This is a genomic window from Tenacibaculum sp. M341, from assembly GCF_004337695.1.
GTDB lineage: Bacteria > Bacteroidota > Bacteroidia > Flavobacteriales > Flavobacteriaceae > Polaribacter.
Map to the genome: position 1 here is coordinate 12,287 of NZ_SJXJ01000027.1, position 26,037 is coordinate 38,323.

Here is a 26,037-nt window from a genome sequence, read left to right on the forward strand (position 1 = left end):
TTCAACAATCGTTTTTGCTTTTTGATAGGTTATTCCGTTTTTTTGATCAATTGTTAATTGATGATTTTCTTCCATAATTTGTATTTCAGGAATAATTCTTGGTTCTTGTTAAATTGCAATAGACTTTATGTTTATAGTGTTTTCATAAGTTGTAATTTAATTTTGAATCCAACCAAAATATGGTCCGAAATCTTTACGATTTTCATTATTCCAAGAATCGATTCTAATTTTGAAGTTTTCAGGACTTATAGAAGTCCAAATGTCAAAAATATAAGTCCTCATCAAAATCAAGTATTGGTATTGTTACACGACCTTTGTGAAAAAAGTGAGTTTTATCTATTACACACAAATTTTTTTCAAGTTCTACACGTTCATCTATTTCATTTGGAGGAATAGAATAATAATAGTGTGGAAAATCAGAACTAAAACATAAAGGAATTCCTTTGTATGTTGTTTTACAATCATCACACTTTAAACTTGTTTTATTCTTTTTCTTAAATATTTTTAATAATCTCATTAGTCATTTTTCAGTTCCATATGTAAAATAGGATAAGGTTTTCCTGAAGAATCTAATTCAGAGCGCCCTACAATTGTAAAACCACAATGCTCATAAAAACCTACAGCTTGCTCATTTTGTTTATTAACATCAACTTTAGTAACATTTAAATTATTAATAGAGTAAGTTAAAAGTTCCTTACCTATTTTTTTACCTCTGTATTCAGGAGCAATAAACAACATTTCTAAATTCTGTTCAGCAACACCAATAAATCCTACTATTTTATTATCGTTATTCCTTATACATCTCAATTCAGCAACATCTAAATAAGTATTTAAAATCAGTGGTTTAAAATATTCAATGTCTTCCTCTTTTAAAAAGTGATGAGTTGCTCTAACAGAAGCTTCCCAAACATTAACTACTTCTTTATATTCAGTTTTATCTATAGTATCTATTTTTTGTCTCATGCTCGTTTTGGTGCTAAATTAATACTTAGCACCAATAATATGTATTTATATGAAAAATTAAAAAACTATGAAACAAAGAAACTAATTAATCAAAAACTCCTTTAAATCATTATAAGAACTGATTAATAACGATTTTTTCTCCTTTTTAATCAATTCTTGAATATCGGCAGGAATATCAATTTTTTGATTCAAAGTATTTTCTACTACATCTAAAAACTTTACAGGATGTGCTGTTTCTAAAAATACACCATATTCATCAGCTTGTAACTCATACTTTTCCAAACCTAAATACCCAACAGCTCCATGTGGATCTGCTATATATGTTGAGTTTTTATAAATTCTAGTCATGGCTTCTTTAGTATCAGTGTCAGAAAAAGAAAAAGAAGAAAAACCAGTTTTTAAATTTGCAAAATCATTATTAAATAATTGTTGAATACGAATAAAGTTACTCGGATTTCCTACATCCATGGCGTTAGAAATTGTAGGTTGAGATGATTTTGGTTCATACTTACCATCTTTCATAAATTGCGGAACCGTATCATTCACATTTGTAGCAGCTACAAAGTGTTTAATAGGTAATCCAAGTTTTTGAGCCATCATACCTGCACAAATATTTCCGAAGTTTCCGCTAGGTACCGAAAAAACAATGTCTTTGTGTTGCTTGTATAATTGTTTGTAAGCAAAAAAGTAATAAAACATTTGTGGCAACCAACGAGCAACATTAATAGAATTGGCAGAGGTTAGTTGACGTTCTATCCCAGCATCTAAAAAAGCAGTTTTTACCATGTCTTGGCAATCATCAAAAACACCATTAACTTCTAAAGCAGTAATATTTTTACCTAAAGTAGTCAATTGTTTTTCTTGAATGTCACTCACTTTTCCACTCGGATATAAAATCACCACATCAACACCATTCACACCTAAAAAACCATTGGCAACTGCACCACCAGTATCACCTGAAGTTGCTACTAAAACAGTTACTTTATTTGTGTTATTTTGATTAAAATACCCAAGACAACGTGCCATAAAACGAGCACCAACATCTTTAAAGGCTAGGGTAGGACCATGAAATAATTCTAAGGTTCCGATGTTATCTTCAACACTTACCACAGGAAATTCAAAAGAAATAGTTTCAGCTACAATTTTTTGTAAAACATCTTTCGGAATTTCATCACCTACAAATTGTTCAATGGCTTTAAAAGCAATTTCTTCATTAGAATACTGATCAATATTCTCAATAAAATCTTTTGATAAAGGAGTAATATTCTCTGGAAAATATAAACCTCTATCAGGAGCCAATCCGTTTATTACTGCTCCTTTAAAAGAAACGTTTGGGGCGTTATGGTTAAGACTATAATAATTCATAGTTAATTGCTTTCTAATGTTTTTATTCCTTGTGTGTTGATTTTTGATACGTGTATCTCGTAGTTAATAGTGGTGTTTTTAAAACAGTTTTCCATGGCTTTGCCTACTTTTTCGGCTATTTCCTTTCCTTTTGATAAGGCGTAAATTGAAGGACCAGAACCTGAAATTCCACAACCTAAAGCACCTGCTTGTAGGCTAGCTTCTTTGGTTTCATTAAAATTAGGAATAAGACTCGCTCTGTAAGGTTCTGCAAATTCATCATGTAATGATCGTCCAATTAACTCATAATCAGAAGTAAACAAACCACTAATAAGTCCGCCCATATTTCCGGTTTGTTTGATAGCCTTTTTAAGTTCAATACTTTTGGGCATTACACCACGAGCTTCTGATGTTTTTATTGCTACCTGCGGATGAATAACTGTTGCGTATAAATTATCTGGTGCATTAATAGAAATAATATCTAAAGGTTCATAACTTCTAATTAACGTAAAATTTCCTAATAAAACAGGCGCTACATTATCAGCATGCCAAGCTTTACTAGCCAATTCTTCACCTTTCATGGCAAACGGAACTAATTCTTCGTTTGAAAGAGGTTTACCAAGTAATTCATTCATAGCAAAAACAGTTCCAGAAGCACTGGCAGCACTACTACCAATACCGCTACCAGGTTTAATTTTTTTATGAATTTCAATTTCAAAACCACAGTCAGGTTGTAAGTGTTCAAACAAGCTAAGAGCAGCCACACCAGCAACATTGTTTTCGGGTTCATAAGGTAAATCATGCCCAGTAATTTTGGTAATGGTAATTTTTTTGTCTTTGGTTTTTCTAACCACCATTTCATCACCAACAGTATCTAAACACAATCCCAATACATCAAATCCACAAGAGATATTTGCTACAGTAGCAGGAGAAAATATTTTTATTTCGTTCATTTTGTTCATTTCTTTTGAAGTATTCAAGAAATCAATTAAATTCTTCTAACTTCTAACTTCTAACTTCTAACTTCTAACTTTAATTATTTCCAACCCTAATTACATCAGCAAAAATACCAGAGGCAGTAACATCTGCACCAGCACCAGCCCCTTTAATTTGAAGTGGTTGCACAGGATATCTATCAGTAAAAAATAATACAATATTGTCACTTCCTTCTAAATTATAAAAAGGATGATCTTGCGGAATATGTTGCAAACCTACCTTGGCTTTTCCATCAGAAAATTCAGCTACATATTTTAGTTTACAATTACTGCTATTTGCTTCGGAATATATTTTTTGAAAATGCGATTCAAATTTTGTTAAGCTAGCATAAAAATCATCATTATTAGTCGTTTTTAAACTCTCTTCAGGTAAAAATGAATTGTTTTCAATATCAGATAATTCTAGTTCGTAACCACTTTCACGAGCTAAAATCAGAATTTTTCGAGCTACATCTACACCACTCAAATCAATTTTAGGATCAGGCTCAGTATATCCTTCTTTTTGAGCTTGTAAAACCACATCGTGAAAAGAAGTTGATTCATTAAAATTATTGAAAACAAAGTTTAAACTTCCTGATAAAACAGCTTGTATTTTTTGTACTCTGTCACCAGAAGTGATTAAGTTTTTCAAAGTGTCAATAATTGGCAATCCAGCACCCACATTGGTTTCAAATAAAAACGGAGCATTGTACTTTTTAGAAATACTTTTCAATAACCTATAATTTTCAAGTTTAGAAGCGCAGGCTATTTTATTACAAGTAACTACTGCAATATTATTTTCTAAATAATGCGCGTACATTTCAGAAACAGCTTCATTGGCAGTATTATCAACAAAAACACTGTTTCTTAAGTTTAGTTCTTTTGTTTTGTTTAAGAATTTATCTAGAGATGTTTCAGTTCCTTGGTTTAATAATAATTCTTTCCAGTTTGTCAGATCAATTCCACTTTCATCAAAGTACATTTTTGTAGAATTAGAAAGTCCAACTACTCTAATATTTAATTTTAAGTGATTCTGCAAATATTCTTGCTGTTGTAACAACTGAGCTAAAAAACGATTACCTACATTACCAACTCCTGTAACAAATAAATTAAGTTGCTTGTTGTTATCTCCAAAAAACTGTTCATGCAAGGTGTTTAATGCTTTTTTAGCATCAGAATTTTTAATAACTGCTGAAATATTTTTTTCTGAAGCACCTTGTGCAATAGCTCTAATATTTACGTTGTTACTACCTAAAGTACTAAACATTTTACCACTTAAACCTTGATGATTTTTCATGTTATCACCAACTAAAGCAATAATACTTAACTCGTTTTCAACAGTAATCGGATCTATTTTCTTTTGTTGAATTTCATCAGCAAACTTTTTAGAAATACAAGCCACTGCTTTTTCTGCATCTTCTTCTAAAACTCCTACACAGATAGTATGTTCTGACGAAGCCTGCGTAATTAAAATAATATTAATATCGTCATCGGCTAAGGCTTTAAATAAACGCTTAGAAACTCCAGAAATACCAACCATACCGCTACCTTCAATGGTAAGTAAAGAAATATGTTCAACGTAACTAATTCCTTTTACTGGGGTTGCAATATCGGTTTGAGAAGTAATAAAAGTACCTTCATCATTCGGATTAAAAGTATTTTTAATAACAATAGGAATCTTTTTTTCTCGCACAGGTTGAATGGTAGGCGGATAAATCACTTTGGCACCAAAATGCGACATTTCCATTGCTTCCTGATATGAAATCTGATAGATTGGTTTAGCCTGTTTTACAACCGAAGGATTGGCAGTATACATACCACTAACGTCTGTCCAAATTTGTAGTTCATCAGCATCAACAGCAGCAGCATAAATAGAAGCACTGTAATCAGAACCGCCTCTACCTAAAGTAGTTGTTTGTCCGTTATAACATTTAGCAATAAACCCAGGTAAAACTACTACTTGATGTTCATTGTCGTTAAAATAATTGATACAATTTGTATAAGTATTTACAAAATCTACTTGTGCCTTTAAATAATTATTATCGGTAATAATTAGTTCTTGACTATCTTTAAAAGTAGCATCAAAATGCTCTTTGGCAGCTTCAGAAATAATGTAAGAAGATAAACGTTCTCCAAAACTACTAATAATAGCTTTTGCTTTAGGAGTTAACTCTTCTAATAAATAACAACCTTTATATAATGTTTTTAGTTGTTTAAAAAGAGTAGTTGTTTTTTCTTTAACACTATCAGAGTTTTTATTAATTAATTGTTCAATAGTGTCAAAATGATGCTTTTCTACTGATTCTAATATTTGTAAATAGCTTTCATCTTTCTTTTTAGCTAATTGAGCACTTTTAATTAGTTGATCAGTTGTTTTTCCAAAAGCTGATACCACTACTGCTACTTTATCTTCTTGAGAGTTTTCTTTTACAATTTGTAAAACTCTTTGTATGTTCTGATGATCTTGAACAGATGTGCCTCCGAATTTTAAGACTTTCATTGTTATAAATAATTGATAATTGAAATGAGATAATTGATTCGAAAAGTTAGACTTTTCAAATTTTTGAAAATAGTAGTTTAATTATATGTAAATGCACAACCCCTAAAGGGTTGTAATAATTGTAGAAATAGTGGTGTACACAAAAGTGAACGTAGTTGCTACGTTTGTGTAAGTGTTGATATTTGTGTTATTGTTTTCCACTGAGGTAAATGTACTATTTATTTTATAACAAAAAATATTTTTTAGGTTTTATTTATTGTAATTATTTAAAAAAAGAACAAATCTTAAAACTATAACGTTTTCTTTGTGAATATGATTTTTAAAACGTGAAATGTTGTGAAAAAATCATATTTCGTAATTTAAAATATTTAGCCTAAACAATTTTTTCTGAATCAATTCGTTTGAGATGTGTGAATTATGAATATATTTACAAATATTAAATTCCCAAAAACAAAATATTTATGAGAAAACTGGTTTTAGGTTTGGTGTTATTAGCATCGGTATCTGTATCTGCACAAATTGAATTAGTAGAAACAGAACAAAGTGAAGTTGTAGGTAAGATAAGTTATGTTTATCTTGAGAAAATTGGAGATAATGAATACAATTTCTTTTATAAAAATATCAATGCTATTGGGCATGAATATGTAAACTTTAGTTTTAAAAACTTAGACAATGATTTGGATAAGCTTTACCAAATTTTAATGAAAGGTTTTGAAGATGTTCCTAGAGATCCATTAAAAATGAAAGCAAATGGAGAAATTGTATGGTTAAAGTATAGTAGAGAAGATGGAGAAGCGTTTTTACAAATCCAACAAACAGAAGGAGACGGAAGTTCTGAAAATGCTGTAAAAGTATCACGCTTATTAACAAAAGAAGATATTACGCAATTATTCAAAAAATAAAAATGAAAAATCCAGAATTTAATTCTGGATTTTTTTTGCTATATAAATAAAGGTATAGCAACGTTTTAAAGAATAAGGATGTTTACTTAACCCGTTGTATTTTAATAAATTCTTTAAAAAATATACTTTTATTAAAAACACAAAAAACAGGTTCGTTTTTTGTGTTTTTTTATGTTATTTTTAAATTAATTCTAGATTTAGATTGAATTTACTAAAATAAAGTCGCCTGAATTTATTACTTTTGCAATCGAATTAAATCAAATATCACTATGGCAAGATTTGAGTTAAAACTTCCGAAAATGGGAGAGAGTGTTGCAGAAGCAACAATTACTTCATGGTTAAAAGAGGTAGGAGATACAGTAGAGATGGATGATACTGTTGTAGAAGTAGCAACAGATAAAGTAGATAGTGAAGTACCAAGTGAAGTAGAAGGAAAGCTTGTAGAAATTTTATTCGAAAAAGATGCAGTGGTTCAGGTTGGTCAAACAATCGCCATTATAGAAACAGAAGGAGAAGAAGTAGCAGCTGCTAGTGCAACTAGCGAAACAGCAGTTGTTTCTGAAGAAGTAGTAAAAGAAGTAGAAACTGTTATTAACAAAGCAGAAGAAGTTGTAGCAAGTCCTATTGATACTTCAAATAGCGATCGTTTTTATTCGCCATTAGTAAAGAGCATTGCTCAAAAAGAAAACATTTCAGTAGCTGAATTAGATGCTATTTCTGGTACAGGTAAAGAAGGTAGAGTAACAAAGAAAGATATTTTAGCTTATTTAGAAAACAGAACAAGCCAACCAAAACAAGCTACACCAGCAATTCAGTTTGATATAGAAAAGCCTAAGAAAGTTGTAGAAACGCCACCAGTTTCTATGAGTGGAGAGGATGAAATTATTGAAATGAGTAGAATGGGGAAACTTATTTCTAAGCACATGGTTGATTCTGTGCAAACATCTGCACATGTTCAATCTTTTATAGAAGTAGATGTTACTAATATAGTAAAGTGGAGAAATAAAGTTAAGAATGCTTTCTTACAAAGAGAAGGAGAAAAGTTAACGTTTACGCCTATTTTTATGCAGGCAGTTGCGCAAACTATAAAAAAGCATCCAATGATTAATATTTCTGTTAGTGGTGATAAAATCATTAAGAGAGGAAATATTAACCTAGGTATGGCAGCAGCTTTACCAGATGGTAACTTAATTGTTCCTGTAATTAAAAATGCAGATGAATTAAGTTTAGTTGGTATGACTAAAAAAGTAAATGATTTAGCAACTCGTTCTAGAGCTAATAAATTAAAACCAGACGAAATTCAAGGAGGTACATATACAGTAACAAATGTTGGTAGTTTCGGAAGTATTACTGGTACACCTATAATAAACCAACCTCAAGTAGCAATTTTAGCTTTAGGAGCAATTGTTAAAAAACCAGCAGTAATTGAAACTCCTGATGGTGATTTAATCGGAATTCGTCATAAAATGATGATCTCTCATTCATACGATCACAGAGTGGTAAATGGAGCTTTAGGAGGTATGTTTATAAAAACATTTAAAGATATTGTTGAAGCTTGGGATGCAAATCAAGATTTCTAATAAAATCAATATAATATTAAAAGTGGAGTTAATTTTAGCTCCACTTTTTTTATATACATTTGCATCAGTTTAAAGTAAATATAAAAATGAAAAAAATACTAGTTGCTTTATTGTTGTTAGTTACAACAATAAGCTTTTCTCAAGAAAAAGTTTTATTACGTTATAAGTATAACAAAGGAGAGACCTATCAAATTAAAATGAAGATGTTTAATGATATGGGGAACTCAAATTCTATTGCTATGAATTTTGTAATGAAGCAAGAAATTAAAGATGAAGTTGGCGGGGTGTATTCAGCAGAAGCAACCATTCAAAAAATTGTAGCAGATATGAAACAATCTGGAATGGTAATTAATTACGATTCAAGTAAAAAAGAAGAAGAGCTTGGTCAAATGGAAAAGATGATGAAGCCACAAATGGACGAAGCTTTAAAAACGGTTATTTTTATTAAAGCAGATGAATTAGGTAATGTATTAGAAACTAAAATAACACCAAGTTCACCAACAACAAACGGCATTGGTAATCAAACAAACATAGTTTATCCAAAAGAGGCAGTAAAGGTAGGAGATACTTGGAATGCTACTAAAAATGAAAATGGACTAGAGTTTAACTTTACATACAAAGTGGTAGCAATCTCAGCTACAAATGTAGATTTAGATGTTAATGGAACTTTAGCAGGACTTGGTAAAGGTGATATTAGTGGTAAAATGAAGTTAGATGTGAGCAACGGAATGCCTATAACTTCTAACTTAACAATGAATATGGAAGTGAGTGGTATGAAAATGTCTACTAAAATAGATGTTGAAACTACAAAGATGTAGTTGAACCGACCATAATAAATACAAGAAGCAACATTTAAACTTATTGAGTTTAGGTGTTGCTTTTTTACTTTTATAATTTGATGTATTTTTGATTTAATTGTAAAACAATTACTAAATGAAAAAAACGTTAGCTTTAATTTTATTAGGAATTTTTCTATTGGCAAGCATATATTATGCTGTAATTTATTATGTGCCTTATAGTGAAGGAGTTCGTTCTGGAGAACTGATAAAATTTAGTAGAAAAGGAATTATGTTTAAAACATGGGAAGGAGAAATAAGTCAAGGTATTTCAGGAGCTCAAATTTTTAAGTTTTCTGTAGAAGACGGTCAAAAGGAAGCTATTAAAAATTTACAAGACTTTCAAGGTCGTTATGTTAAGTTAACTTATACAGAGCGTTTTGGAAAGTTCTTTTGGTTAGGAGATACAAAATATTTTATATTAAAGGTAGAGGAAGATAGTTCTCCTCATTTTAGTGGATTAAGACAGAAGAAAGATGAATAATACATTTAAACACGTAGAAGATACAAGGTTAACTATTTCGGAATTAATGTTGCCTTCGCATGCAAACTTTAGTGGAAAAATTCACGGAGGATATATTTTAAATTTAATGGATCAAATAGCATTTGCTTGTGCATCTAAACACTCCGGAACTTATTGTGTAACAGCATCAGTAGATACTGTAGATTTTTTGAATCCTATTGAAGTAGGGGAGTTGGTTACGCTAAAATCTTCTATCAATTATGTTGGGCGCACTTCAATGGTAGTGGGAATCAGAGTGGAATCACAGAATATTCAAACAGGAAAAGTAAATCATTGTAATTCTTCATATTTTACAATGGTAGCTAAAAATGAAGAAGGAAAAAGTATGCCTGTTCCTGGTTTAATTGTTAACAGCGATTTAGAAGTAAGGAGATTTTTAAAAGCTGTTAAACGTATTGAAATGAAGAAAAATAGGCAAGATGAGTTTGATAGTGATGACTTTATGCCTGATAATTATTTAAATGATTTACAAAACTATAATGTGAAGATTGAATTATAACAATAATTCATTCTTTTTTGTTAAAAACTTTGGAAATTACTTTGAGTCTGTTAATTTTTTATGAATAGGATCATATTTGATGACAATTCTTGAAAAAAAATAGAGTTTGAGTAATTTTTTTTTATTTTTTGTTTTAGTTTATGTTGTTGTTAATCAGCGGGTAGTGTTGGGTAACTAAAAAAAATACTATAAATTAGAAAAAAGTTAGTTAGTAAACATATTTCTATTTGATTTCATTTCTTTACATTTGACATAATTAACCGAATGTTCAAAATGAATCATGAAGAAATTTATCACATTTCTTGTATTCTTTATGTTTTTTAAAGTTTTTTCTCAAGAAGGAACTTTGTCTGGTACTATTATAGATGCAACTACTAAAGAACCAATCTCTTATGTAACTATTACTTGTAAAGACACAAGTAATAAAGTTATTACAGGAATTATAACTGATAAAAAGGGTAAGTTTTTAATATCTAAATTACCATTAGCAAAATTACATGTTAGTTTTAAGTTTATAGGTTACGAAACTATCAACAAAACAATAACTCTTTCTGAAGAAGAGCCAAAGCTTGCATTTGGAGTTTTATTTTTAAAAGAAAGTGATACCAAGTTAGATGAAGTAGAAGTTAACGCAGAGACTACCACAACAGTAACTCAAAAAATAGATAGAAAAATAATTAATATAGGAAATGATTTATCAGCCTCTGGTACCAATGCTTTACAGATGCTTCAAAATATTCCTACTTTAGATGTTGATCCTGCTGCTGGGATTGTCAGTATGCGTGGAGATAGTAATGTTACTGTGTTAATAGATGGTAAACCCTCTAATTTAGACAATGCTCAATTGCTAAGACAAATACGTTCTAATAATGTAAAACAAGTTGAGTTAATTACAAATCCGTCAGCTAAATATAGCCCAGAAGGAATGAGCGGACTTATAAATTTAGTATTGAAAAAGAATACTCAAATAGGGTTTAATGGTAGTGTAACTTTAGGGGTAGAAAGAGGTAAACATACGAGACCCGATTTTTTAATTGAAGCAAATTACAAAACAGGAAACATAAATTTTTATGGAGATTATAATTTTTACTTTGGAGATTATGCGACTGTTTTTTCTTACGATAGAAAAGATATTGATTTCTTTCAAAATTTAGATTTCTTATCAAAAACTCCAAATAATCATACTTTTAGGTTTGGAGCCGATATCGATTTAGGTAAAAGTGATGTATTATCATTTTATAGAACACAGCGTTTTAGTGATGTTAATTTTACTACTGAAACGTTTATTTTAGAAAATAATATGTTAGCTTCGAGTACAGCATATTTTTCTGAATATAATTACAGAGATCAAGCATATAATATTGATTATTTACACAAGTTTAATGATAAAGGAGAGGAGTTAGAAGTAGAATTAAATTATAGTATTTATGGAGAGCCTGAGAAAGCTAATAACACTGATTTTTTAGATACTAACTCTATATTAAATTTTGATTCTGATATATCGCATACGAGAAAAATTTTACTTGCTAACTTAGATTATACCAAGCCAATTAAAGAAGGAAAGTTAGAATTAGGTTTAGAGTTTAGAAATCAAAATATTGATAATAAAATAGCAACAAACCAGCAAGTTATGGTAAATTCTACTACTACTCAAGCTGTAGGGAATACCGATTTGACATATGAAAGAAGTATATTTTCAGGATATGCTAATTTTAGTAAAACGCTAGGTAAATTCTCTTTCCAAGCAGGTTTAAGAGCTGAGCAGTTAAATTTAGAAGCTAATTTCAATAATACAACTCAAGGGAATTCAGAAATTAAAGATGATATATTTTCATTATATCCATCCGCTTTTTTAACTTATAATGTAACAGATAATGATTCTTTTCAGTTAAATTATAGTAGAAGAGTAAATAGACCTTCAGTTTATCACGTCTATTCTATTTTTGAATTTTATTCACCATTAGTATCATCAATAGGAAATCCTAATTTATTACAACAGTTTACCAACTCAATTGAGTTTAATTATACAAAGAACTTTAATAAAGGATACTTAATTCTAGGTACTTTTTATAGAAGATCGAGCGATGTTATAGGTATACTAATAGAGACAGACCCTTTAAATCCACAGAGCCAAATACGTACATTTACAAATTATGATTTTGCAGATAATTATGGAATTGACGTGTCTGCTAGTTATAAGCTTTCTAATTGGTGGACTATTAGACCTTCTGTTGAGACGTATGTGCAGAAGTCGCAAGGTTTTATTAATAATAGGTTTGAAGAAATTACCAATTCAAATACTAAAGGTCGTTTAGGGAATTCATTTAAAATAAATAAAAAATTAAGTTTACAGTTTGATGCTGTTCATAATGGAAGAAGAGTGAGTGTTCAGCAAACAGTTGAACCTTTTACATATTTTAATGCTTCAGCAAGACTTTCTTTATTTAATGATAATGGTAGCTTAACCATAAGAGGTACCGATATTTTTGATGCTTATAATTACGATTTAATAGCAAACAATCCATTTAATCAAAATATAAATTACGATTTAGAAGTTGATGTTATCTACATAGGGTTTTCATATAATTTTGGAAGTGGCAAAAATAAAGCTAGAGATAGAAAGCATAGAGAAAGTAATGAAAAGCAGAAAGGATTACTTTAATAATAAGACAAAGACATAAAATAAAAAAGGCTTACAAAATTTTGTAAGCCTTTTTATTATTTCTATTTAGTTTTTATTTGTTACCAACGAATAACTACAGATCCCCAAGTGAATCCACTACCAAATGCTGCTAATACAACTAGATCGTTATCTTTTATTTTGCCTTCTTCCCAAGCTTCAGTTAAAGCAATAATAATTGACGCTGCTGTAGTATTACCATAACGCATAATATTGTTGTATACTTTGTCATCAGATAAAGCAAATTTCTTTTGAATAAATTGAGCTATTCTAAGGTTTGCCTGATGAGGAATTAACATGTCAATATCATCTTTTTGCAATCCATTTGCTTGTAAACCTTCAATAATTGCCTCAGAAAAACGAACAACCGCATGTTTAAAAACAAACTGACCATTCATGTGAGGGAAATATGAAACATCATCAGGATCATTGTCTGCTATAATTTCAGGAACCCAACGATTAGTAGAAGGACCAATTAAAGCTAATTCTTTAGCATGTTTACCTTCTGAGTGTAAGTGAGAAGATAAAATTCCTTTACCCTCTTCTTCATTTCTAGATAAAACAGCTGCACCAGCACCATCACCAAAAATAACAGTAACGCCTCTACCTCTTGTAGATCTTTCTAAACCACCTGAGTGATTTTCAGAACCAATAACTAAAATGTTTTTATACATTCCAGTTTTAATAAACTGATCAGCTACAGATAAAGAATATATAAAACCAGAACATTGATTTCTAACATCTAATGCTCCAATAGTAGGCATTTCTAATAAATCTTGAATTTGCACTCCACCACCTGGGAAATACATATCAGGGCTTAGCGTGGCAAAAATGATAAAATCAATATCATCTTTAGTTAATCCAGCTCGTTCAATAGCTATTTTAGCAGCTTTAGCTCCCATAACAGCCGTTGTGTCTTCAGTTTTTGGGTCAATCCAACGACGTTCCTTAATACCAGTTCTCTCTTGTATCCATTCATCACTGGTCTCCATCCACTGTGTTAAGTCGTTATTAGTAACCACATTTTCAGGAACGTAATATCCCAAACCTGTAATCTTTGAACTATACATATTATTTAGTTATAAATTAGTTGTTTGCGTAATTTAGACCCACGAAATTACTACTTTTATGGTTATTAAAAAAGAAACTTAAAAAATTATGAGAAAGTATTTACACCCTATTTTTATCTTTATTGTTTTTGTATCATTTTTTATTGGATGTAATACTCCAAAATTAGAAAATCATTATCATTTAGAATGGTCTGATAAATACAATAAATTTCAAATATGGAATATTGACGGAAATAGAATGAAAATAAATGAGCCTGTTTGTGTCAAATCAGATACCAATTGTTTTTATTCAAGAATTTATTTTTCTAGAGGTTTAATTCATGTTTCTCCATGGGTAGATTTTCATTATTCAGCACAATATAGTATTGATGAAAAAGGGATTATTTATATGACTAATGAAATGCATGATGGTACTATAGATACATTAAAATTGATACCTCAAAAAAATTGTATTACAAGTGACGAATACTTTAAACAAAAGTTGAAGCAAATTACAGAAGATTTTAGATTGGTAGAAAACAAAATGTCAGATTTCGCTGTATCTCCTTTAAAAGTAAAGAATGAATTGATTATAGGTAAAAGAAAAGATTCAATTTTTTTTCTTTTTAACGATGAAGTAATAAAACAACAAACAAAAATTAAACACGTACAAGAAGAATTACTTTCAGTTTATGTTGATGAACGTATAGTAATAAATCAAGTGTTACCGATTTTACATAAATTTAAGAAGCTGGGCTATAATGTTCAATTTATGTCTAAGTTAACAAGAGAAAATAATGAACAGGTAGCTTACTTAAAAAAGTCAATAGTAAATTTTGATGAATTTAAAGATGCTGCATACAAAATTGTATCCTGTGAATATTGTGAAAAATACCCAGACAATAAAATAGATACTGTATTTACTTATAAAGTGTATGGTAGAGACTCTTGTTTAGTTAATAATAAAGTAACAGATTTTTTTCAGTTAAGAAATGAAATATCCAGATCGTTAATAAAAAATAGAACCACTCGATTACATTCTAAGATAGAACTAGAAATTAATAAAGATATATTGTTTAAAGATTATATAGAATTATCTTATGATCTAGATTTTGTTAATACTGAATTAAGAGGAACCTACTATAGAACCAACAACGATCCAGATCAGAAAAGAGTTTTAGAATTACAAAATAGTCGGAAATTCGAAGAAGTTGGTTTAGAATTTCCTGTAAGAATATCAGAAATTTTTCGTTCATTTTAAATATTTATGTCATCTTGTCATAAGTTTTATTTTGGTATTTTTTTTGACTACAATTTCTACATAAATACTAAAATAAAAAATCAACAATAAAATGAGTAAAGGAAATATTAATGTATCGGTTGAAAATATTTTCCCGTTAATTAAAAAGTTCTTGTATTCTGATCACGAAATTTTCTTACGTGAATTAATTTCTAACGGAACAGATGCTACTACTAAATTAAAACACTTAATTTCTATTGGCGAAGCTAAAGTTGAATTAGGAGATGCTAAAATAGAAATTAGTATAGATAAAGAAAACAAAACACTTAGCATAAAAGATCAAGGATTAGGTATGACTGCTGATGAGGTAGAAAAATACATTAATCAAATTGCTTTTTCTGGTGCTGAAGAGTTTTTAGAAAAATATAAAGATGATAAAAATGAGACTGGTGTAATTGGTCATTTTGGTTTAGGTTTCTATTCAGCATTTATGGTAGCTGATAAAGTAGAAATTATTACTAAATCATTTAAAGATGAAAAAGCTGCTCATTGGACGTGTGATGGTTCTCCAGAATATACGTTAGTAGAACATGATAAAACTGACAGAGGTACAGAAATTATTTTACATGTTGCTGAAGATTCATTAGAGTTTTTAGAGGATGGTAAAATTAGAGGTTTATTAACAAAGTATAATCGCTTTAACCAAGTACCAATTAAGTTTGGAACAAAAAAAATAAACGATCCAGATTTTACACCTCAAACTACTACTGATGCTGAAGGTAAAGAAACTACTGAGCCACACAAGCAAATTGAAGTTGATGACATTATAAATAATACTGAGCCAGCTTGGACTAAAAAGCCTGCTGATTTAGAAGCTGAGGATTATGCTAACTTTTACAGAGAGTTATATCCAATGCAGTTTGAAGAGTCTTTATTCCACATTCATTTAAATGTAGATTATCCATTCAACTTAACTGGTATTTTATTCTTCCCTAAATTAAGTCAGAATTTAGATATGCAGAAGGATAAAATTCAGTTATACCAAAACCAAGTTTTTGTAACTGATAATGTAGAGGGAATTGTACCAGACTTTTTACAGATGTTAAAAGGTGTTATTGATTCTCCAGATATTCCTTTAAATGTATCACGTTCGTACCTACAAGCAGACGGTGCGGTTAAGAAGATTTCAGGGTATATTACTAAAAAGGTAGCTGATAAATTAAGTTCTTTATTCAAAAAAGATCGTGCTGATTTTGAGCAAAAATGGAACGATATTAAAGTAATTATTGAGTATGGAATGTTATCTGAAGAAAAATTCTTCGATAAAGCTAAAAAGTTCGCATTATATCCTACTGTAAACGATACTTTCTTTACGTTTGATGAATTAGTAGAGAAAACAAAAGATGCTCAAACAGATAAAGATGGAAACCATGTAATTTTATATGCAGCTAACAAAGATGCACAACATGGTTACATTGAAGATGCTAAAGCTAAAGGTTACGAAGTATTATTATTAGATTCTCCTATCATTTCACATTTAATGCAGAAGTTAGAAACTTCTTCAGGAGATGTTAAAATTCAATTTAAGCGTGTAGATGCTGATCATGTAGATAATTTAATTAAGAAAGATGATACAGTAATTTCTAAACTTTCTGATGAAGAAAAAGAGAAATTAAAGCCAGTTATTGAGGGGGCTGTAAACAATTCTAGTTACACAGTTCAGTTAGAGGCTATGGATTCTTCGTCTTCTCCATTTTTAATTACGGTTCCTGAATTTATGCGTCGTATGAAAGAGATGAGTGCTACTGGAGGTGGTGGTATGATGGGAATGGGTAACATGCCAGAAATGTACAACTTAGTAGTGAATACTAATCATGAGTTAGTTTCTGATATCCTAAATGCTGATGAAGAAAAGCAAAAAGAATTAGTTTCTCAAGCTTTTGATTTAGCTAAATTATCTCAAAACTTATTACATGGTGAAGAGTTAACAAACTTTATTAAAAGAAGTTATAACTTAATTAAGTAAGTTATATTTATTAATACAATTATAAAAAGCTCTCTTTGTTTTTATGACAAAGAGAGCTTTTTCTTTTTGAGTAAGCAGGAGGTTAACTTTAAAAGATTATAAATAAACTTCCTTTGATTTTAAGGTAACTTGAAGTTAACAAGAAAGCTAATTATTAAAGATAATTTAGGATGGATTATCAACCTTAAAAATCAATAATTATGAAAAAAACTTTTTTACTATTTAGTCTTTTATTTTCGCTGCTTTCTTTTGCTCACAGAATAGACTTAGGTTATGAAATTGTGTATTTAAGTTCAAGTTACAGTTCAGCAAAAAATACTTTATGCAATCAAAACTTGAGTGTTTTACCAAAGAGTAGAATTAATTTAATTTCAGATGGAAATCATGAAGAATTAGTTGTAGGAAAAATGTATTTATTTAATAATGATGACAATCCTACTTACATATACATCAGTAGAAAAAACAGTACTTCTTTTACAGATAGAGATTCTTATTTATTTTCTAGTTTCAATCTTCAAAATTTTGTTTGTGAAGATACTTATTCATATGATGCTAGAAATTTAGGAACTAGTTTTTCAACAGCAAGAAACATTTATTGTAATCAAAATCCAAGTATAGCAGGAAGCCGTATGGATTTAAATGTAAGTCAACCAAGAGGAGGTAGTCAATTGGTGGCAGGTAAAATTTATCGATTTGATGATGAAGGAACTATTAAGTATGTGTACATAGTAAGATTAAGAGCTGGAGAATTTAGCGATAGAGATACTTTTTCAAAGTCAGATTTCAGCATACAAAACTTTATTTGTGAAGATACTTATTCATATGATACTAGAAATTTAGGTACTAGTTTTTCAACAGCAAGAAATATTTATTGTAATCAAAATCCGAGTACAGCAGGAAGCCGTATGGATTTAAATGTAAGCCAGCCAAGAGGAAGTAGTCGATTAGTAGCAGGTAAAATTTATCAATTTAATGATGAAGGAACTATTAAGTATGTATATATAGTGAGATTAAGAACTGGAGAGTTTAGTGATAGAGATACTTTTTCTAAGTCAGATTTTAGTATTCAAAATATTATTTGTGAAGACACCTACTCATACGATGCTAGAAATTTAGGAACTAGCTTTTTTACAGCTCAAAACATTTATTGTAATCAAAATCCAAGTATAGCAGGAAGCCGTATGGATTTAAATGTAAGTCAGTCAAGAGGAAGTAGTCGATTAGTAGCAGGTAAAATTTATCGATTTAATGATGAAGGAACTATTAAGTATGTGTATATAGTAAGATTAAGAGTAGGAGAGTTTAGTGATAGAGATACTTTTTCAAAATCAGATTTTACTGTACAAAACTTCATTTGTGAGTACGATGATTTTTTAGATTTTTCAGTAAAAAGATTGTCAATTTATTCTCAAAAAGGAGTAAAATTAAAAGAAGAGACTGTTAGAAATCCATTAGAAGAAAAACAATTAATTGAATCTTTACCTACAGGATTTTATATTTTAAATGATGATAAAGGAAATTCAAGAAAGCTCTCTAAGCAATAGAGTAAATAAGAATTCTTGATTAAAAAATAGGTTTACGTAGTGTACTTTGTAAACCTATTTTTGTTAAATAATGTGAGAGTTTTCTTTGTAAATGGAAGAATGTTAATTAATTAAAATTTTTAGTTAAATTCGCAACTTCTTAAAAATCCCATTTAACTATGAAAAAAATTTACACTTTTGCCTTTTTATTATTTGTTAGCTTATTTGTTAAAGCCCAAACAAACTTAGTACCTAACGGAGGAGTAGAAAATTGGACAGACGCAACAACTCTTGACGATTGGATTACAGAGAATAATGTTTCTCAAAACACAACAGATGTAGTAGAAGGAAGTTCATCAGCAACATTAACAATTGGAGCTGATGATATTAGACCTAAAATACTTGCAAAAGTACCTATGGAAATGAACGTAGAGTACAATGTATCGTATCGGTTTAAGTATGTAGATTCAAATTTCGGAGGTACCCATCCAGTAAGTTTAAGAATAATAAGATCAGGTAGTGCTACTACAATATCTAGTAATCGATTTGCTTCTAACAATAATTGGATTGAAGTAAGTACTACATTTACACCTGATCAAACAGGTGATTATGATCTTAGTATTTCTACAGCTACTTTCGATAGTGAAGGCTTTACGGTTTTAATTGACGATGTGAAGGTAGTTGAACCAGTTGAGGAAATAGTAAATATTCCTGATGCTAATTTTAAAAATGCTTTATTAAATTATTCTCCTACATTTGATACTAGTGGTGATGGGGAAATTCAAGTTTCTGAAGCTGAGAGTGCATTGAATGCACTTCGTTTAAATAATAAAAATATCTCTGATTTAACAGGAATAGAGTATTTTGTAAATATAAGAGAGCTATCTTGCGAAGAGAATAATATCACATCACTAAATTTGGAAAAAAACACAAAATTAGTAAAACTATTTTGTGGGAATAATTCTAATTTAACAACAATAAACATTACCAATTGTCCACAATTAGAAGACATAAGTGCTGGTAATACTTCATTAAACAGTATAGATTTATCAAATAATACTTTATTAGAAGAACTGTTTTTACAAAACGGTAATTTAACAAGCTTAAATGTAAGTAGCTGTACAAAATTAAACTATTTGAATTGTTCAAGTAATCAGATAGAAAGTTTAGACTTGATAGCTAATAGTGATATAACAACCTTAAGAGCTGGATATAATAATTTAACTAGAATAGATATTTCAAATTGTACATTGTTACCTGAATTGTACTTAGATAATAACCAATTAACAAATATTGATATTAGTTCAAATATAAATCTTACTCAAATTTTATTACGTAATAATAATTTAACCTCTATTGATGTAAGCAATAATACGAAGTTAAGTTCTATAGATCTTAGAGATAATAACTTAACAGCTGTTGATGTTTCAAGCCTTGAAGATTTAGTGACTTTTCAAGTAGGTTATAATGAAATTACATCAGTAGATATCAGTAACAACAAAAAATTAACTCATATAAGTGTTGAAGACAATAATTTGAGTCAATTAAATTTAAAAAATGGTAATAACGTAAATTTTGTGACAGCTTTTTTGGCTAATAATCCAAATCTATTCTGCATTCAGCTTGATGATAATTTTACACCTCCTGAAAGTTATTATTGGCAAAAAGATACTAAAGCAGCGTATAGTGATAATTGTAGTTTAGATAATATTCTTATAATACCTGATAGTAATTTTAAAGAAAAGTTAATCGCAGAAATTGATATAAATGTAAATTCAGATGATGAAATTCAGTTATATGAAGCAAGAAATTATCAAGGAGCAATATCGGTAGCAGGTAGTGATATTTCCGATTTAACAGGTATTGAAGAATTTTATAATATAGATGATTTATTTTGTGAAGATAATAATATAACGAGTATTGACTTGTCTAATAATACCAATTTAGGAAGATTACATATTTTAAATAATAATATTTCGTCGATAGATTTATCTAATTTACCTCGTTTATACAACTTAGTTTGTAGAAATAATAAGTTAACAGCTTTAGATGTTAGCAATAATCCAGATTTAACATGGATAAGTTGTGGAGATAATGAATTAGAAAATTTAGACTTGTCTAATAATATATTATTGAGAGATTTAGATTTTGATAATACTAAAATTCAAAACTTAGATGTAACAAATAACATTGAATTAGAAAGATTGAGAGGTTTAGGTAGTACTCTTTTAACTTCTATAGATGTTTCTGGTTTAACTAAATTAAAGCAATTTATTTTTGGTAATTCTGGCTTAACTACTTTAGATTTCTCTACTAATTCTTCATTAGAAGAAGTATATGTTCATAGTAATGAAATCTCTAGTATAAACCTATCTAATTGTCAAAATCTAAAAAAACTAGAAGTTTATAACAACAAACTTACTTCATTAGATCTAGTTGATAATATTAACTTAATTGAGTTATTTGCTAGTGAAAACTTAATAGAAAATGTAAATTTATTATCAAATACATTAATTGATCTTATAGATTTAACAAATAATAAGTTATCAGAAATAGATATAACAGGAAATACTAAATTAACTAGGTTTTATTGTGGATTAAATGATATTACTAGTATTGATGTGTCTCAAAATGTCGATTTAAAGGATCTATTTTTGTTAGGTAATGAACTTACTGAGTTAGATTTAAGTAATAATAAGGAATTATTGTATGTTAATTGTGGAGATAACTTATTGGAAAGTTTAAACGTTAAAAATGATAATAATACTATTTTAAATGAATTGAATGCTAGCGGAAATACTAGTTTATCTTGTATTCAAGTTGATGATAAAGATTTTGCAGATAATAATTCGTCATGGAGAAAAGATAGTACAGCAAACTATAGTGAAGACTGTTCTGCAACAGCAAGTATTAATGACGAAGAGTTAAGTAATAATCTAATAGTTTCTCCAAATCCAGTCCAAGATTTCTTAACAGTTAAATCTAACAATTTTACTGTAGTTAAAGAAATAGAAATAGTTGATCTATTAGGTAAGGAAATATTACAAACAAAAGAGACTTCTATTAACGTTTCTCATTTACCAAAAGGAATGTATTTAATGAAGATCACATCTGAGAATAATAGAGTAGGAGTTAAAAAGTTTATTAAAGAGTAATTCTCTTTATATCTATAATTTAAAAGCTCTCTTTGTAGAAACAAAGAGAGCTTTTTTTTATATGTGAAAGATATATTATTGTTTAATTACTAATTTTTTAATAATGCCTTTATTTCCATTTGAATGAATTTGAATGATATAAATTCCAGGAGAAAGAGATAAATTCGTTGCAGAGAAATTATTTGTTCCAGAATTTAAGCTAGTTTCATACTTTTTCTGACCTAAAAGATTGAAAATTGAAGCAGTAGTTTTTTCATTACTTTTTGAGTTTACAGTAATAGAGAATAAATCTACAGTAGGATTTGGTTGCATTGAGATGGTAGTTTCATTTTCATCTTCATTCCCAAAAACATCAATTCTTTTGGCAGATCTGCTAGCAATAATGTTAGAGTTACCACATGAACCTTCATAAATTCTAACATTAGAAAATGTAGAATTGTTTCCACTTCCAGCATCGTTATCATTAATAAACACTAATCGGTCCATTGAACCGGTGTAAGAATCACCAACAGGAATTGCATAAGTTTTAGTTCCGCTACCTGAATAATCATCAAAATTTGTAACTCCATAATTTTGAGTTCCGAATACTTTAAAATAGCGAGAAGAAGTTAATGTATTATTATCTTCAAAACCAATACTATGAATTTCACCTTCAGAAGTACTACTGAATTCAAATTCAATCACAGTATCAGGAGTCACAACATAATCAAAGTCAACATACTTCCAAGTATTATTTGTTAAAACAATAGAAGATCCATCAGCACTTACAGAAAAATCACCATCGTTATCTTGATTAGAGAAACCATTTACAGTAAAGTTATTAAAGTTTAAAGAATCACAATCTGAATCTGGAGGAGTACCTGTACCGCTATTAATAGAAAGATTGTCAATAGCAATATCACCTTGCCAACTAGTACCAGAAACAGCATTTATTCTTAATTGCACACTTGCCTCACCACTATAAGAAGCTAACGAAACATTGGCTTGATTCCAATTATTGCCTTGTGAACCGCTGATATTAAAAATAGATGTCCAGCTACCAGTATTGTTAGTTCTGGCTTCCACAGATAAATTTCCAACAGCGTTACCTAACATATGATAGTTGAATGAAAGTGTTGGAGTAGCTAAACTACTTAAATCGATACAAGGAGAATTTAATATTGCTCTTTTATTAGGGTATCCATCACCATTACCAGAAACCTCTATGTAAATGTATGAGTTACCATCGTTTGCAGCACTAGGTCCAGTTCCAGAAGAAGGTGTGCCATTTGAGTTAACAATCCAATTTAAATCGTCAGAATTATCTTGTTTCCAATTTCCAATATTCCCTTCAAAGCTTTCAGCATAAGGAAAAGATGTAATTGTAGTTGTGCATCCACCTGGAGGAGGTGGAGGAGGAGTTGAACCAATAGCACCGTCAATATCAAATCTAGAAAAGAAATTCCAGATTTCTTGAGATGTGTTTACATTTCCACCATTCCAGCTATGACCTTTGCTTTGTACTCTAATAAACTCTGCAGTAACTCCATTATTTCCATTATCCCAAATAGAACGGGTAGAACCACTGCCTAAATCAATAACATCAGGAGAAGAATCTCCATTATTAAAAGCTGACCAATATTCCATAACATCTCTAATAGGTTCATTGGATCCATTTCCATTAATAGAAATAACATTATCATTACTACCTGTAATTTGTAATACAGCTGTAGGGTGTTGAGGTTGACATTGGTTATTGTCAATCCAAACTCTAGTCATACTACCAGCAACAGAGGCAACAGCAGCAATTCTGTTACTTAATTCACATGCAAGTCTATAACTAAAAAAACCACCATTAGAGAAACCTGTGGCGTAAATACGTTTCGGGTTTATGTTGTATTGACTTTCAATTTGATCAATCATAGCATTGGTAAATCCAACATCATCTTGATTACCACCAAAACTATTATTAATTGCCCAGCCAGCTAAAAATCCAAGACCTTGTGGTGTTGCAAAAATAAATTGATTGTCTTCTGCTAATTGCTGAAAAGCACTTTGATTATACTGAACATCAATGTTATTTGTAAAACCATGGTAGTTTAAAATTAATGGACTTGGTTTACTTGCATCGTAACTTTGAGGAATGTAAAGACGATATCTTCTTGTTCTTCCATCATGTTGAATAGTGGTATTAATTACTTGTTGGGCGTAACTAAAAATACTAGTGGTTAAAAAAAATGTGAACAACAGAAGATTGTTACTAAAAAACGATTTTTTAGTTTTCATTTTGAAGGGTTTAGGTTAATTAATTAAATGATATTTATTATGCATGCATAATAAATTCGATTTCTAATTTAGTTAAAATTTAATAAATTAACAATTTTAGTGTGTGAAAATTATTAAATATGTGATTTTTTTAGAGGTGATTTTCTTTTTAGTATTAAAGAAAGTTCTGTTTTACTAATTAAAAGCCATCTTTTCCTTGTTAAAAAGGCTCTTTTACTCATTGTTTGTTTTTAAATAGTATATCAAATCATAAGTTTGATTCATATCAATCAAATAAATATTATACTATGAGAGAACAATTTAATTTAGAGATTAAAGAACCATGCAAAGAGAATTTCAATCAATTTGAAAAAACAGATAAAGGAGGTTTTTGTGGTTCATGTGAGAAAGAAGTTGTTGATTTTACAGGAATGAATACAAAAGAGATTATTACTTATTTTAAACAAAATGATACTGAAAAAACTTGTGGTAGACTTGCTAATATTCAATTAACAACTTATGGAGGTAATACAAAACCTAAAAGAAGAAATTATGTAGCTAAAATGGGGTTTGCATGTTTGTCTTTATTTGGTGCCAGTACCTTGCAAGCGCAAGTAAGTAAGCCAACTCCTGTTATAGAAGTAAAATCACCAGAAAAACAAATTAAGCAGCAGCAACAAATTAAAGTAAAAGGAGTGGTTTCTGATTCAAATGATCCATTACCTGGTGCTAATGTTTTATTACAAGGTACTTCAATTGGTGTAGAAACTGATTTTGATGGTAAGTTTACATTTCCGAAACTATTAAAAAAAGGAGATGTGTTGGTAGTTAGTTTTATAGGATGCGAATCTAAAAAGATTGTTATTAAAGATGATATAACAGCTTCGAATATTTCATTAGATATAAAACTGAAGAACGATACCCATATTTTAATGGGATCTGTTGATGTAAAGAAGGTATATTCATCTAAAAAGACAAAGTAACATAGATGATTAAAAAAGTTGCATTCCTACTTTGGTTATTTGTAAGCATTGCTTTACATGCACAAATAGAAGATTTTAAACATGTTGATTTTACAAAAGCAGATAATATTGCAAGTTTAAATAAGGGGCAGAAATTGACCAATTTGCCTCTTTTAGCACATAAATTAACATCAAAATTAACGACAGATATTGAGAAATTTAGAGCTATTTATAAGTGGGTTTGCAACAATATTCATTACGATTTTAACGCCTTTAATACCATTAATAAAAAAAGGAGAAAATTAAGTGAAAAGGAGTTTTTAATTTGGAATAAGAGTTATAGAAAAACCGTATATAAAAGGTTGTTAAAACGAAAAAAAACAATGTGTACTGGTTATGCTTATTTAATAAAGGAATTTTGTTTTATAGTAGGAATTGAGAGTGAAATTATAGATGGTTATGGTAGATCTGTAGTTGCTAATGTAAATAGTTTAGAATTGGCAAACCATTCGTGGAATGCTATTAAATTGAATGATAAATGGTATTTATGTGATGCAACATGGTCTTCAGGATACATGGATGGTGATAAGTTTTTTGTTAAATCATACAACGATGGATACTTTCTAACGGATCCTGTTTTTTTTAATAAAACACATTATCCTTTAAACAAAGAATGGTTACTATCAGGAAAACAAACGGATATTTCTTTTGTAAATGGACCTCTATTGTATCCAGAAAGTTTTAAATATCGTGTTTTTCCTGTTTTTCCATCTTCATTGTATACCGAAATAAAAAAGAAAGAGATAGTTAATTTTGAATACAAAACACTTAATGTAACTGAAAAACAAAAGTATTCATTAATCTATTTTAAAAATGATACACTTTATAAAATTCCGATTAAAAACATCGAAAATAATAATGGGAAGTTAAAATTTCAGGCAACTTTTAATAGAAAAGGAACTCATGATATTCACTTACAGGTAAATAATGATATAGTTGCAAGTTATACACTCCAAGTTAATTAAATAAAACTCTTT

General features: G+C 29.4%; 20 protein-coding genes. 12 read left to right on the forward strand and 8 right to left on the reverse strand.

Annotated features, from left to right (window positions below; all coding sequences use genetic code 11):
• Positions 1-156: 156 nt before the first annotated feature.
• From EYW44_RS19965 to thrA, 6 genes are all read right to left on the reverse strand, one after another.
• Entirely contained in the window at positions 157-282 is a 126-nt protein-coding gene (locus tag EYW44_RS19965; protein WP_132726966.1) for a DUF2199 domain-containing protein, read from the reverse strand.
• Entirely contained in the window at positions 263-517 is a 255-nt protein-coding gene (locus EYW44_RS19970; protein ID WP_132726969.1) for a DUF2199 domain-containing protein, read from the reverse strand. The genes EYW44_RS19965 and EYW44_RS19970 overlap by 20 nt, the downstream gene beginning before the upstream one ends.
• Positions 517-963: a GNAT family N-acetyltransferase gene (locus EYW44_RS19975; protein WP_132726971.1), complete on the reverse strand. Its 447-nt coding sequence runs from the start codon at positions 961-963 to the stop codon at positions 517-519. The genes EYW44_RS19970 and EYW44_RS19975 overlap by 1 nt, the downstream gene beginning before the upstream one ends.
• A gap of 81 nt (positions 964-1,044) precedes the next feature.
• On the reverse strand, positions 1,045-2,328 hold the full coding sequence (thrC, locus tag EYW44_RS19980) for a threonine synthase (protein ID WP_132726974.1): 1,284 nt from the start codon (positions 2,326-2,328) through the stop codon (positions 1,045-1,047).
• A 2-nt stretch (positions 2,329-2,330) separates the two neighbouring features.
• Complete coding sequence (locus EYW44_RS19985; protein WP_132726977.1) at positions 2,331-3,260, reverse strand: homoserine kinase; 930 nt, start codon at positions 3,258-3,260, stop codon at positions 2,331-2,333.
• A 79-nt stretch (positions 3,261-3,339) separates the two neighbouring features.
• Entirely contained in the window at positions 3,340-5,781 is a 2,442-nt protein-coding gene (thrA, locus tag EYW44_RS19990) for a bifunctional aspartate kinase/homoserine dehydrogenase I (RefSeq protein WP_132726979.1), read from the reverse strand.
• A gap of 461 nt (positions 5,782-6,242) precedes the next feature.
• Between thrA and EYW44_RS19995 the strand changes: the two genes are divergently transcribed.
• The 6 genes from EYW44_RS19995 to EYW44_RS20020 all read left to right on the forward strand — a co-directional run bounded on the left by EYW44_RS19995 (position 6,243) and on the right by EYW44_RS20020 (position 12,783).
• Positions 6,243-6,683 carry a hypothetical protein gene (locus tag EYW44_RS19995; protein ID WP_132726982.1) on the forward strand — a complete coding sequence of 147 codons (441 nt, stop codon included), beginning with the start codon at positions 6,243-6,245 and terminating at the stop codon, positions 6,681-6,683.
• A 269-nt stretch (positions 6,684-6,952) separates the two neighbouring features.
• Positions 6,953-8,263: a dihydrolipoamide acetyltransferase family protein gene (locus EYW44_RS20000; protein WP_132726985.1), complete on the forward strand. Its 1,311-nt coding sequence runs from the start codon at positions 6,953-6,955 to the stop codon at positions 8,261-8,263.
• Between the two features lie 86 nt (positions 8,264-8,349).
• On the forward strand, positions 8,350-9,081 hold the full coding sequence (locus tag EYW44_RS20005) for a DUF6263 family protein (RefSeq protein ID WP_132726988.1): 732 nt from the start codon (positions 8,350-8,352) through the stop codon (positions 9,079-9,081).
• Between the two features lie 115 nt (positions 9,082-9,196).
• The gene (locus tag EYW44_RS20010; protein WP_132726991.1) at positions 9,197-9,583 is read left to right on the forward strand and encodes a 6-phosphogluconate dehydrogenase; all 387 of its coding nucleotides are present in this window, start codon (positions 9,197-9,199) and stop codon (positions 9,581-9,583) included.
• Positions 9,576-10,121, forward strand: coding sequence for an acyl-CoA thioesterase (locus tag EYW44_RS20015; protein WP_132726994.1), 546 nt, complete (start codon positions 9,576-9,578; stop codon positions 10,119-10,121). The genes EYW44_RS20010 and EYW44_RS20015 overlap by 8 nt, the downstream gene beginning before the upstream one ends.
• Before the next feature lie 280 nt (positions 10,122-10,401).
• Entirely contained in the window at positions 10,402-12,783 is a 2,382-nt protein-coding gene (locus EYW44_RS20020) for an outer membrane beta-barrel family protein (protein ID WP_132726997.1), read from the forward strand.
• Between the two features lie 80 nt (positions 12,784-12,863).
• On the opposite strand, the gene EYW44_RS20025 is transcribed toward EYW44_RS20020, so the two are convergent.
• Entirely contained in the window at positions 12,864-13,871 is a 1,008-nt protein-coding gene (locus EYW44_RS20025; RefSeq protein WP_132727000.1) for a 3-oxoacyl-ACP synthase III family protein, read from the reverse strand.
• 88 nt (positions 13,872-13,959) lie between these two features.
• On the opposite strand from EYW44_RS20025, the gene EYW44_RS20030 reads away from it, so the two are divergent.
• The 4 genes from EYW44_RS20030 to EYW44_RS20045 all read left to right on the forward strand — a co-directional run bounded on the left by EYW44_RS20030 (position 13,960) and on the right by EYW44_RS20045 (position 21,794).
• Positions 13,960-15,111, forward strand: a complete 1,152-nt coding sequence (locus EYW44_RS20030; RefSeq protein WP_132727003.1) for a hypothetical protein — start codon at positions 13,960-13,962, stop codon at positions 15,109-15,111.
• Between the two features lie 91 nt (positions 15,112-15,202).
• Positions 15,203-17,116, forward strand: a complete 1,914-nt coding sequence (htpG, locus tag EYW44_RS20035) for a molecular chaperone HtpG (RefSeq protein ID WP_132727006.1) — start codon at positions 15,203-15,205, stop codon at positions 17,114-17,116.
• A 200-nt stretch (positions 17,117-17,316) separates the two neighbouring features.
• Entirely contained in the window at positions 17,317-18,660 is a 1,344-nt protein-coding gene (locus tag EYW44_RS20040; RefSeq protein ID WP_132727009.1) for a hypothetical protein, read from the forward strand.
• Between the two features lie 158 nt (positions 18,661-18,818).
• Positions 18,819-21,794, forward strand: coding sequence for a T9SS type A sorting domain-containing protein (locus EYW44_RS20045; protein WP_132727012.1), 2,976 nt, complete (start codon positions 18,819-18,821; stop codon positions 21,792-21,794).
• Positions 21,795-21,869: 75 nt separating this feature from the next.
• On the opposite strand, the gene EYW44_RS20050 is transcribed toward EYW44_RS20045, so the two are convergent.
• Complete coding sequence (locus tag EYW44_RS20050; RefSeq protein WP_132727015.1) at positions 21,870-24,059, reverse strand: T9SS type A sorting domain-containing protein; 2,190 nt, start codon at positions 24,057-24,059, stop codon at positions 21,870-21,872.
• A gap of 287 nt (positions 24,060-24,346) precedes the next feature.
• On the opposite strand from EYW44_RS20050, the gene EYW44_RS20055 reads away from it, so the two are divergent.
• A complete protein-coding gene (locus EYW44_RS20055) occupies positions 24,347-25,021 on the forward strand; it encodes a carboxypeptidase-like regulatory domain-containing protein (RefSeq protein WP_132727018.1) in 675 nt (224 codons plus the stop codon).
• Between the two features lie 5 nt (positions 25,022-25,026).
• On the forward strand, positions 25,027-26,025 hold the full coding sequence (locus EYW44_RS20060; protein ID WP_132727021.1) for a transglutaminase domain-containing protein: 999 nt from the start codon (positions 25,027-25,029) through the stop codon (positions 26,023-26,025).
• Positions 26,026-26,037 lie beyond the last annotated feature (12 nt).